The sequence below is a fragment of the Amycolatopsis sp. CA-126428 genome (genome assembly GCF_002904335.1).
Classification (GTDB): Bacteria; Actinomycetota; Actinomycetes; order Mycobacteriales; family Pseudonocardiaceae; genus Amycolatopsis.
The window spans coordinates 23,606-33,729 of record NZ_PPHF01000185.1 but is presented as its reverse complement, the minus strand read 5'-3'; the positions used below and the strand labels follow the sequence as shown (position 1 = coordinate 33,729).

At 72.5% G+C, this 10,124-nt stretch carries 12 protein-coding genes; 8 read left to right on the top strand and 4 right to left on the bottom strand.

Translation table 11 applies throughout. From position 1 onward, the window contains the following. Window positions 1-92 precede the first annotated feature (92 nt). The 3 genes from C2L58_RS47480 to C2L58_RS47470 are packed head-to-tail and all read left to right on the top strand — an operon-like array spanning window position 93 to window position 2,503. The gene (locus C2L58_RS47480; protein ID WP_369904388.1) at window positions 93-524 is read left to right on the top strand and encodes a hypothetical protein; all 432 of its coding nucleotides are present in this window, start codon (window positions 93-95) and stop codon (window positions 522-524) included. Between the two features lie 28 nt (window positions 525-552). Beyond that, entirely contained in the window at window positions 553-1,536 is a 984-nt protein-coding gene (dapD, locus tag C2L58_RS47475) for a 2,3,4,5-tetrahydropyridine-2,6-dicarboxylate N-succinyltransferase (protein ID WP_103344204.1), read from the top strand. 28 nt (window positions 1,537-1,564) lie between these two features. Then, complete coding sequence (locus C2L58_RS47470) at window positions 1,565-2,503, top strand: CHAD domain-containing protein (protein WP_103344203.1); 939 nt, start codon at window positions 1,565-1,567, stop codon at window positions 2,501-2,503. A gap of 42 nt (window positions 2,504-2,545) precedes the next feature. Here C2L58_RS47470 and C2L58_RS47465 read toward each other — a convergent pair whose 3' ends face one another. Continuing rightward, the gene (locus C2L58_RS47465) at window positions 2,546-3,958 is read right to left on the bottom strand and encodes an FAD-dependent monooxygenase (protein WP_103344202.1); all 1,413 of its coding nucleotides are present in this window, start codon (window positions 3,956-3,958) and stop codon (window positions 2,546-2,548) included. A gap of 81 nt (window positions 3,959-4,039) precedes the next feature. On the opposite strand from C2L58_RS47465, the gene C2L58_RS47460 reads away from it, so the two are divergent. After that, entirely contained in the window at window positions 4,040-4,657 is a 618-nt protein-coding gene (locus tag C2L58_RS47460; protein WP_103344201.1) for a TetR/AcrR family transcriptional regulator, read from the top strand. On the opposite strand, the gene dapC is transcribed toward C2L58_RS47460, so the two are convergent. From dapC to C2L58_RS47445, 3 genes are all read right to left on the bottom strand, one after another. Next, the gene (gene dapC, locus C2L58_RS47455) at window positions 4,651-5,742 is read right to left on the bottom strand and encodes a succinyldiaminopimelate transaminase (RefSeq protein ID WP_103344200.1); all 1,092 of its coding nucleotides are present in this window, start codon (window positions 5,740-5,742) and stop codon (window positions 4,651-4,653) included. The genes C2L58_RS47460 and dapC overlap by 7 nt on opposite strands. Next, a complete protein-coding gene (gene fdxA, locus C2L58_RS47450) occupies window positions 5,739-6,059 on the bottom strand; it encodes a ferredoxin (RefSeq protein ID WP_103344199.1) in 321 nt (106 codons plus the stop codon). Before fdxA ends, dapC begins: the two co-directional genes overlap by 4 nt. A 123-nt stretch (window positions 6,060-6,182) precedes the next feature. Beyond that, window positions 6,183-6,380, bottom strand: coding sequence for a hypothetical protein (locus tag C2L58_RS47445; protein ID WP_103344198.1), 198 nt, complete (start codon window positions 6,378-6,380; stop codon window positions 6,183-6,185). Between the two features lie 60 nt (window positions 6,381-6,440). Between C2L58_RS47445 and C2L58_RS47440 the strand changes: the two genes are divergently transcribed. The 4 genes from C2L58_RS47440 to C2L58_RS47425 are packed head-to-tail and all read left to right on the top strand — an operon-like array spanning window position 6,441 to window position 10,120. Beyond that, complete coding sequence (locus tag C2L58_RS47440; RefSeq protein WP_103344197.1) at window positions 6,441-7,253, top strand: GNAT family N-acetyltransferase; 813 nt, start codon at window positions 6,441-6,443, stop codon at window positions 7,251-7,253. Beyond that, window positions 7,250-8,248 (top strand): 2-phospho-L-lactate transferase, encoded by a 999-nt coding sequence (gene cofD, locus C2L58_RS47435; protein WP_103344196.1) that lies wholly within the window; start codon window positions 7,250-7,252, stop codon window positions 8,246-8,248. The genes C2L58_RS47440 and cofD overlap by 4 nt, the downstream gene beginning before the upstream one ends. After that, window positions 8,175-9,578 (top strand): coenzyme F420-0:L-glutamate ligase, encoded by a 1,404-nt coding sequence (locus C2L58_RS47430; RefSeq protein ID WP_369904387.1) that lies wholly within the window; start codon window positions 8,175-8,177, stop codon window positions 9,576-9,578. Before cofD ends, C2L58_RS47430 begins: the two co-directional genes overlap by 74 nt. Then, complete coding sequence (locus C2L58_RS47425; RefSeq protein ID WP_103344194.1) at window positions 9,575-10,120, top strand: NUDIX hydrolase; 546 nt, start codon at window positions 9,575-9,577, stop codon at window positions 10,118-10,120. The genes C2L58_RS47430 and C2L58_RS47425 overlap by 4 nt, the downstream gene beginning before the upstream one ends. Window positions 10,121-10,124 lie beyond the last annotated feature (4 nt).

The window sequence follows — 10,124 nt, the reverse complement described above, 5'->3', positions numbered from 1 at the left end:
CGCTACGAGCCAGATCACCAGCGGCCAGGAATCCAACCACCGCAGCAGCGGCAACATCACCCTGACACTGACCCGCACGCTACCGTGGGGGTGTGCCCAAGTTCCCGGTCGCCGTGAGCGGCGCGTTGCTGGTCCTGGTCCTGTCGGGCTGCGGGAACGAGGCCGGCCCGGCGCCCCGGCCGCGGGCCGGCGAGCCCGGGCCGGACGCGCTCCCGACCAAGCTGGACGCGCTGACCGCGGACCAGTGCTACGCGAGCCCGCGCACCCAGCTGCCGAAGGGCTGCGAGAAGTACGTCACGGAGGTCGCCAACGTGCCGGGCGCGGCCCGCAAGCGCGCGGACGACCGCGACCCGCGGCTGGTCGCCGAGGCGGCCAAGCTGGAGCAGGCCGTCGGGTCCTTCCGGGGCGCGGGCTGCACCACGGTCCCGGCCGCGGGCGGTCCCTGCTCGCAGGCGCTCGTCGACATCGCCGGCGCCCTCGCGGGCCTGAAGAAGCAGGTAGACGCCCGGCCCACGAGTGGTTGATCCGCGTCACTCCACTACGGTGAGGGCCGTGAGCGAGCAGAGCCCGAACCCCGAAACGACCGGCGCCAGCGGCGTCGGGCTGGCCACCGTCACCACCGACGGGACGGTCCTCGACACCTGGTACCCGCACCCGAAGCTGACCGAAAGCGGCACCGCCGGCACCGAGCGACTCGGCGCGGACGAGGCGAAGGAGCTGCTCGGCGAAGCCGCCGCGGCGCTGCTCGGCCCGGACACCGACCGCGGGGTCGAGGTCGTCGCCGTGCGCACCACGATCGGCAGGCTGGCCGACGCCCCGGCGGACACCCACGACATGTACCTGCGGCTGCACCTGCTCTCGCACCGGCTGGTCCGCCCGCACGGCCAGAACCTCGACGGCATGTTCGGACTGCTGGCCAACGTCGTGTGGACCAACCACGGCCCGTGCCCGGTCGACGGCTTCGAGGCGACCCGGCTGCGGTTGCGGGCGCGCGGCCCGGTGACCGTCTACAGCGTCGACAAGTTCCCGCGGATGGTCGACTACGTCCTGCCGTCCGGGGTCCGGATCGGCGACGCCGACCGCGTCCGGCTCGGCGCCCACCTGGCCTCCGGCACGACCGTGATGCACGAGGGTTTCGTCAACTTCAACGCCGGCACGCTCGGCGCGTCGATGGTCGAGGGCCGGATTTCGGCCGGGGTGGTCGTCGGCGACGGCTCGGACGTCGGCGGCGGCGCGTCGATCATGGGCACGCTGTCCGGTGGCGGCAAGGAAACGATCTCCCTGGGCGAACGCTGCCTGATCGGCGCGAACGGCGGCGTGGGCATCTCGCTCGGTGACGACTCGGTCGTCGAGGCGGGCCTGTACGTCACGGCGGGCACGAAGGTCGTCGTCGAGGGCAAGGTCGTCAAGGCCCGCGAGCTCAACGGCATCTCGGGCGCGGTCTTCCGGCGGAACTCGGGGACGGGCGCGGTCGAGGTCGTGCCCCGGACCGGCTCCGGCGTCGAGCTGAACGCGGCGCTCCACGCCAACGACTGAGGGCGATCGTTCACCTACTATTCACTAGGTGACCACCGAATCGTTGCCTCGCACGCCCGCCGAGCTGGGCCTGCCGGACGCGCCCGTCGAAGCGCGTCCGGCCGACCCGGCGGTCCACCACGTCCGCGCCAAGCTCGACCGGGAGATCCGCGCGCTGCTCGCGCACGAGCCCGGCACGCGCTCCGGCGTGGACCCGGAAGACCTGCACCAGATGCGCGTCGCCCTGCGGCGGATGCGCAGCGTGCTGAAGCTGTCCGGCGAGCTGGTCGGCGACGGCGCCGAACCGGTGCGCGCGGAGCTGGGCTGGCTCGGCCAGTCCCTCGGCGAGGTGCGCGATCACGACGTGCTGATCGGGCACCTGCGCGAGGTCATCGCCGGCTTCGAGGTCCGCGACCAGGCGGCGGGCCGCCGCCTGGTGGCGAAGTTCGTCACCGAGCGAGCCTCGGCGAAGCGGCGCCTGACGCGGGCGCTGTCGAGTGCCCGGTACTCGACGTTGCTGCGCGAGGTGAGCCTGCTGACGCGGGACGGCGCGTCGGCCGCGGCGGCGAGCGAGAAGCCGCACGACCTGATCGCCGGGCTGGCGAAGCCGCACCGCAAGCTCACCAAGGCCGTCCGCGCCCTGCCCGCCGACCCGCCGGACGACGACCTGCACGCGCTGCGCATCCACGGCAAGAAGCTGCGGTACGCGGCGGAGCTGGCTCAGACGTCGGCGAAGAAGAAGCAGGCGGCGAAGATCAAGCAGCTGCTCAAGGCGACCAAGGACTTCCAGACCGTGCTCGGCGAGCACCAGGACGCGGTGATCGCGGCCGAGCGGATGCGCACGGTCCTGGAGTCGGCGGACGGCCCGATGGGGTTCGTCGCCGGCCGGATCGCCGAGCGCGAGCTGAGCCGCCGCGCCGAGGTCCGCGCCACCTGGCGGAAGTCGTGGAAAGCGGTGGACTCGGCCGCCAAGGCCCTCCACGCCTGAGCGCTCGTGAGTGGTAAGGCGGGTTAGAACCCGCCTTACCACTCACGAGCCGGTGATCGACCAGACGTAACCGTCGGGGCGGATGAGCACCCGGCGGCCGTCCGAAGCCTCGTAAGCCGCGTACGCGTGGCCGCCCTCGTCGACCAGGTCCGTTCCCGTCGCCACGCTCCCGGCCGGCAGGATCCGGTACCCCGGCGTCTCGCCCGCCCCGAACAGCAGCTCCGTCGCGTGTGGGCCGCGGAACAGCTCGAACAGCCGCACCGCCTTGCCGTTCGCGTCGGTCAGCAGCGAGTCCGGCGCCCGGTCGCCCGGCCGCAGCCCGCCCGTCCCGGCCGGTGACAGCGGGCCGCCGCGGTAGGTGATGTTCAGCTGGTTCGTCTCCTCGCCGCGGTGGTGGGCGTCGTCGTCCCCGTCGACGTACTTCTGCAGGATCCCGGCCGTCACCCCGAGCACCCGGGCCGCGACCGTCCTCCGCTCGATTTCGTAGCTGTCCAGCAGCTCGGGTGCCCCGTCCGCGAGCTTCCAGCCCAGGTTGTAGCCGTCCTGGACGCCGGTGTTCAGCCCCTGCCCGCCCGTCGGCGGGTGGACGTGCGCCGCGTCGCCGGCCAGGAACACCCGGCCGTCGCGGAAGCGGGCGGCCAGGCGGACGTTCGGCCGCCACACCGTCGACCAGGCCAGGTCGGTCAGCTTGACCGTGCCGCCGCTCAGTGCGTCGAGCCGGGCCTGGACCGCGGGCAACGCCGTCTCGACGTCGGTCTCGCCGTCACCGAGCGCCGCGCCGAACTGGAAGTGCGGCGTGCCCGGCAGCGGGCTGAACGACATCCCGCTCATCGGCTCGTCCGGGGTCGCGAACCAGTGGCCGTAGTTCCGGTCGAGGCCGTCGGCCCGGACGTCGCCGAGCAGCATCCGGATCGACTCGTCGGTGATGCCCTCGAACGCGATCCCCAGCGTCTTGCGCACGAAGCTCTTGCCGCCGTCCGCGCCGACCAGGTACTCCGCGCGGACGGTCTCCCCCGTGCTCAGCGTCGCCGTGACGCCGTCAGCGTCCTGGTCGAAGCCGGTCAGCGCGGTCGCGAGCTCGACCCGCACGCCGTACTCGGCCAGCCGGTCGCGCAGGATCCCCTCGGTCTGCGACTGGCCCAGGAACCAGCCGGTCGCGTACGGCCGTGACGGCGTCGGCTCGACCGGGTCGAACATCATCCGCTCGCCCACCACCTCGCCGCCGAGGTGAATCTTCATCGGCACCGGGGCCATGCCCGCGGCCAGCACCGCGTCGAGCACGCCCAAGTCCTCGAACACCTCCAGCGTGCGCGGCTGCAGCCCGTCTCCGCGCGAGCCCACGAAGTAGGTCTCGGCCTTGTCGATGATCCGCACGGCGACGTCCCGCCGCGCCAGCTCGATGGCCAGCGTCAGCCCGGTCGGTCCCGCTCCCGCGATCAGCGCCCGTGTGTCCATGTCGCCCTCCCAGTGAATTTGAGTTCAGTGAATCTAAATTCAGAATGACGCTGCTAGCGTCCCGTGTCAAGGGAGGTGGCGATGACGGCGACGAGCCGCAAGGAAAAGGCCGCGGAGACCGAGGTCGCGCTCAAGGCCGCGGCCAAGCGCGTGTTCGCCCGGAAGGGCTACCTGAACACGAAGATCACCGACATCACCGCCGAGGCGGGCCGGGCCGCGGGGTCGTTCTACAACCACTTCGCGGGCAAGGAAGAGCTGCTAGAAGCGCTCATGGCCGACATCGCGGCGTCCGGCGACGAGAGCGCCGACAGCGAGGACCACCTGACCGACTTCAGCGACCCCGCGGCCGTGCGCTGGCACGTCCGGCAGTACTGGACCTTCTACCGGGAGAACGCCGCGACCATGCTGGCGCTGCGCCAGGCGGCGATGGTCAGCGAGACGTTCGCCCGCACGCTCGCGCAGTTCGGCGCGTCCCAGGCCGCCGACCTCGACGACCACCTCGCGCACATCACCCGCGCCGGGCTGAAGCTGCCCACGACGCCGGACCGCTGCGGGATGCTGATGTACAACCTCGTCGACGCCTTCGCGGCGACGTGGCTGCATGGCTCACCGCCGGACTGGACACCACCGACCGACGAAGAAGCGATCGAGCTGCTCACGCGGTTCATCTACCGGGGCCTCACCGGCCGCGACTACTGAGTCAGGCGCTCCACAGCGGCGTCGACGCGCTCGTCGGTCGCGGTCAGCGCGACGCGGACGTGCTTGCCGCCCTTCGGGCCGTAGAACGTCCCCGGCGCGACCAGGATCCCGCGGTCGGCCAGCCACCGGACCGTCGCCGCGGCGTCCTCGTCCCTGGTCGCCCAGAGGTAGAGCCCCGCTTCGGAGTGGTCGATGCGGAAGCCGTTGTCCAGCAACGCCTTTCGCAGGGCGAGGCGGCGGCGGGCGTAGCGCTCGCGCTGCGTGCGCAGGGCCTCGTCGTCGGTCAGGGCGGCGACCATCGCCTCCTGGACCGGGCGCGGCACGATCATGCCCGCGTGCTTGCGGACCTCGAGCAGCTGCGCGATCAGGCGGGGGTCACCGGTCAGGAACCCGGCGCGGTAGCTGGCCAGGTTCGCCGACTTCGACAGCGAGTGCACCGCGATCAGCCCTTCGGTGCGGCCGCCGCAGACGTCCGGGTGCAGCACCGACAGCGGGTCGGACTCCCAGCCGAGCGCCAGGTAGCACTCGTCGGAGACCACGACGACGTCCCGCTCGCGCGCCCACTCGACGACCTTGCGCAGGTGCTCGACGGGCAGCACCTGGCCGGTCGGGTTGGACGGCGAGTTCAGCCAGATCATCGCCGGTTTCCGCGGGCCGAGCGCGGTCAGGCCGTCGGACCGCAGGATCGACGCGCCGGCCAGCAGCACGCCGACCTCGTACGTCGGGTACGCCAGCTCCGGGATGACGACGACGTCGCCGGGGCCGAAGCCGAGCAGCCGCGGCAGCCAGGCCACGGCCTCCTTGGACCCGATCGTCGGCAGCACGGCGTCCGGCTCGATGCCGTCGACGCCGTGCCGCCGCGAAAGCGCTCCGCGCGCGGCTTCCCGCAGCGCCGGGATGCCGTGGGTGGTCGGGTACCCGGGGATCTCCGAGACCGACGCGAGGGCCTCGCGGATGCCGGCCGGGACCGGGTCGACCGGCGTGCCGATGGAGAGGTCGACGACCCCACCGGGATGCGCCTGGGCCGTGGCCTTGACCTCGGCGAGCGAATCCCAGGGGAAGTCGGGCAGCGCGATCCGGTTCATTCGCCCTGCGGGGGCAACGCCTTGATGAAGGCCGGGTCGTGCGCGGTCTTGCCCACCTTGGACGCACCGCCGGGCGAGCCCAGCTCGTCGAAGAAGTCGACGTTCGCCTTGGTGTAGTCCGACCAGGTGTCCGGGACGTCGTCCTCGTAGTAGATCGCCTCGACCGGGCAGACCGGCTCGCAGGCGCCGCAGTCGACGCACTCGTCCGGGTGGATGTACAGCATCCGCTCGCCCTCGTAGATGCAGTCCACGGGGCACTCGTCGATACACGCCTTGTCGAGCACGTCGACGCAGGGCTCGGCGATCACGTAGGTCACTGCGCACTCCTGCTTTTCTCTGCAAACACAGTCTCAGCAAACAGCCAGTCGGTGCCGACATTACGCGGCGTCGGCACCCGTTCGATCGGTGAGGCAAGCCTTAGCCATACCGGGGGTACGGGCTCACCTCTGGCGGCGGCGCGGGGGCGGGGTGGCCCGGGCGTCACCGGTGATGACGAAGCGCGGCTTGGGGGCCTCGCTCGCGCCGGTTTCGGGCGTGTCACTTCCGGGCTTCTTCTCCCCCACGGCTCGGTTGAACCCCTCGGCGATCTCGTCGACGACCTTCTCGTTGTGCCGCTCGTCCTTGCGCTGGATACCCACGCCACACCTCCTGCGGAAATCCGCTCCCGCGACGTTCACCGTCTCCGTCACAATCTAGCGGTGAACGTCCGCGAGAAGCTCGAAATCACGTGCAGCAAAGCATGGCCACCCCTGGCGGAGGATCCCCTGGGTGAGTGGCGCCTGCGCTGGGCGGACGGCTTCACCGGGCGCGCCAACAGCGCACTCGCCGTCGGCGACGCCGGCCGCCCGCTCGCCGAGGCCCTGCACGCGGTGTGTGATTTCGCCCACGATCGGGGGATCGCCCCGATGGTGCAGGTGGTCCGGGACAGCCCGAACGAACACGCGATCAGCGCGGCCGGGTGGGTGCCGGCCACCGGGCACGGTGCCGGCCACGAGGTCGAGGTGCTGACCGCCCCGCTGGTCACCGCCGCACGTTTTCGGGGGTTCCGGGTGGCGGAGCCCCCGGCTCGGGCCGAAGGCCCGAATGTCACCGCTGTGCCCGGCGTCACGGTGGGCGACGAGCCCGGGCCCGGCTGGTGGGAGCTCACGCTGCGCCCGGGCGAGGACACTCCCGCCGCACGGCAGGTCCTCACCGGCGGGAAGGTCGGCTACGGCCTCGCGGTGGTCGAGGGCAGTGTCGCGGGCGCCGTCCGCGCCGCCCTGGTCGACGACTGGCTGCACGTCGGGCGGCTGGCGGTGCATCCCGCCTTCCGCCGCCGCGGGCTGGCGTCGGCGTTGATGGACGCCGTGCAGACCTGGGGTGCGGAACACGGAGCCGACCGCGCGGTGTTGCAGGTCGCGGAGGGGAATTCGGGCGCGCTCGCGCTCTACGCGGGGCTCGGCTACGCCCCGCACCACAGATACCGGTACTGGGTGCCCGCACCCGGCTCGTGCGAGGATTCGACGTCGTGAAGATCGTGGTAGTGGTCGGCGGAGTGGGCGGGGCCCGCTTCCTGCTGGGTGTCAAGGCGGCTTTGGGCATGGCACCCGAGGGTGCCTCCGAGTCGGAGCACGAGGTGACGGCGCTGGTCAACACCGGCGACGACGTCTGGATGCACGGGCTGCGGATCTGTCCGGACCTGGACACCTGCATGTACACCCTGGGCGGCGGGATCGACAAAGAACGCGGCTGGGGGCACTCGGGCGAGACCTGGGTCGTCAAGGAGGAGCTGGCCGCCTACGGCGCCGAGCCGACCTGGTTCGGCCTCGGCGACAAGGACATCGCCACCCACCTGATCCGGTCGCGGATGCTGCGCGCGGGCTACCCGCTCTCGGCGGTCACCGAGGCCCTGTGCGATCGCTGGCAGCCCGGTGTCCGGCTGCTGCCGATGTCGGACGACCGGGTCGAGACGCACGTCGTGATCGACGACCCGGAGCAGGACGGGCAGCAGAAGGCCGTCCACTTCCAGGAGTGGTGGGTGCGCTACCGCGCCGAGCCGAAGGCACACTCGATCGTCGCGGTCGGGGCCGACGAGGCCAAGCCCGCGCCGGGCGTGCTGGAGGCCATCGCCGGGGCGGACGCGGTGCTGTTCGCGCCGTCGAACCCGGTCGTGTCGGTGGGCACCGTGCTGAGCGTGCCGGGGGTCCGGGACGCGCTGCGCAAGACGTCCGCCGGCGTGGTCGGGGTGTCGCCGATCATCGGCGGCAAGGCGCTGCGCGGGATGGCCGACGCGTGCCTGACCGCGATCGGCGTCGAGACGTCGGCCGAGGCGGTGGGCCGGCACTACGGCTCGCGCAAGGACGGCGGCGTGCTCGACGGCTGGCTGATCGCCGAAGGCGAGACGGCGGACGTGCCGGGCGTGACCGTCCGCGACGTCCCGCTGCTGATGTCCGATGTGGACGCGACCGCGGCGATGGCCCGCGCCGCCCTCGAACTGGCTGGAGCCCCCGTTGACCAACACCAGTGACCACGCTGCCCCCAAGCTGGAGATCCTGCCCGTCACCGGGCTGCCGGAGTTCCGCCCGGGCGACGACCTGACCGGCGCGATCGTGGCCGCCGCGCCCTGGCTGCGCTCCGGTGACGTGCTGGTCGTGACCAGCAAGATCGTCTCCAAGGCCGAGGGCAGGCTCGTGCGCGTGCCGCGGGACCCCGAAGCCCGCGACGCCGAACGCCGGAAGCTCGTCGAGCAGGAGGCCGTGCGGATCGTCGCCCGGATCGCGCGCACGGTGATCACCCAGAACCACCTGGGGATCGTGCAGGCCGCGTCCGGGATCGACGCGTCCAATGTGGCCGGTGACGAGGTGGCGCTGCTGCCCGCCGACCCGGACGCTTCGGCGCTGGCGCTGCGCAACGGGCTGCGGGAGCGGCTCGGCGTCGAGGTCGCCGTCGTCGTCACCGACACGATGGGCCGGGCCTGGCGGGTCGGGCAGACCGACGCCGCCATCGGCTCGTCCGGGCTGCGCGTGCTGCACGCCTACCAGGGACAGATCGACGGGCAGGGCAACGAACTGGCCGTCACCGAGGTCGCCGTCGCCGACGAGCTCGCCGCGGCCGCCGACCTGGTCAAGGGCAAGCTGGGCGGGACGCCGGTGGCGGTGGTCCGCGGGCTCTCCCTGGAGGACGACGGCTCGACCGCGCGGAACCTGATCCGGCCGCTGGAGGAGGACCTCTTCCGGCTGGGCGTCAACGAAGCCGTCGCGCAGGGGCGGCGCGAAGCCGTCCCGGCCCGGCGGTCGGTGCGGCACTTCGCGGACGAGCCGGTCTCCCCCACCTCGATCCGGCGGGCGGTCGGCTCCGCGCTGACCGCGCCCGCGCCGCACCACACGCACCCGGTGCGGTTCGTCTGGCTGCGCGACTCCGGCGTCCGGAAGAAGCTGCTCGACGCGATGCGCGAGTCGTGGCAGGCCGACCTGTCCGGGGACGACTTCACGCCGGAGCAGATCGCGAAGCGGCTCAGCCGGGGCGACATCCTGTACCGGGCCCCGGAAGTCGTCATCCCGTTCCTCGTGCCGGACGGCGCGCACACCTACCGCGACGACCGGCGCAACGACTGCGAGAAGACGATGTTCACCGTGGCCGGCGGCGCCGCGGTCCAGGGCCTGCTGGTCGCGCTGGCGGCCGAGGGCCTGGGTTCGTGCTGGATCGGCTCGACGATCTTCGCCGCCGACGTCGTCCGCGACGTCCTCGGCCTGGACGAGCGCTGGCAGCCGCTCGGTTCGGTCGCCATCGGCGTCCCGCTCACCGAGCCGGACCCGCGCGGCCCGGCCCTGGCCGGCGAAGGGCTGCTGGAACTGTGAGCCTGCACGCGGACGCCGTCACGACGCTTTCGTCGTGGCGGCCTGCTGTCGCTGCCCAGGAGTCGCTGCGCCAGGCGTTCCTCGGTTTCCTGGCCGCTCGTGAGGATTCGTGTCAGCGGTCGTGCGAGGCCGGGCACCTGACGGCGTCGGCGGTGGTCCTGGACCACACCGGCACGCGGGTGCTGCTGACGCTGCACCCACGGGTTGGGAGGTGGCTGCAGCTCGGCGGCCACTGCGAGCCGTCGGACACGTCACTGGCCGGGGCGGCGCTGCGGGAGGCGACCGAGGAGTCGGGGATGGCCGGGCTGCGGATCTCCGCCGAGCCGGTGCACCTGGACGTCCACCCGATCACGTGCTCGCTGGGCGTACCGACCCGGCACTTCGACGTCCGGTTCGCGGTGCACGCCCCGCCGGGCGCCTCGCCGGTGCGCAGCGACGAGTCCGACGACCTGCGGTGGTGGCCGGCGGACGCGCTGCCCGCGGGGTCGGAAGATCTCGCCGATCCGGTGAAAGCGGCCGTTCCTGCCGGTGCCGGGCGATAGCCTG

Excerpts from the sequence above, each read along its gene's own strand:
- C2L58_RS47460 (WP_103344201.1), top strand. The coding sequence starts at position 4,040 with ATGACGGCGACGAGCCGCAAGGAAAAGGCCGCGGAGACCGAGGTCGCG.
- dapC (WP_103344200.1), bottom strand. The coding sequence starts at position 5,742 with ATGAACCGGATCGCGCTGCCCGACTTCCCCTGGGATTCGCTCGCCGAG.
- C2L58_RS47430 (WP_369904387.1), top strand. The coding sequence starts at position 8,175 with ATGTGGACGCGACCGCGGCGATGGCCCGCGCCGCCCTCGAACTGGCTG.
- C2L58_RS47465 (WP_103344202.1), bottom strand. The coding sequence starts at position 3,958 with ATGGACACACGGGCGCTGATCGCGGGAGCGGGACCGACCGGGCTGACG.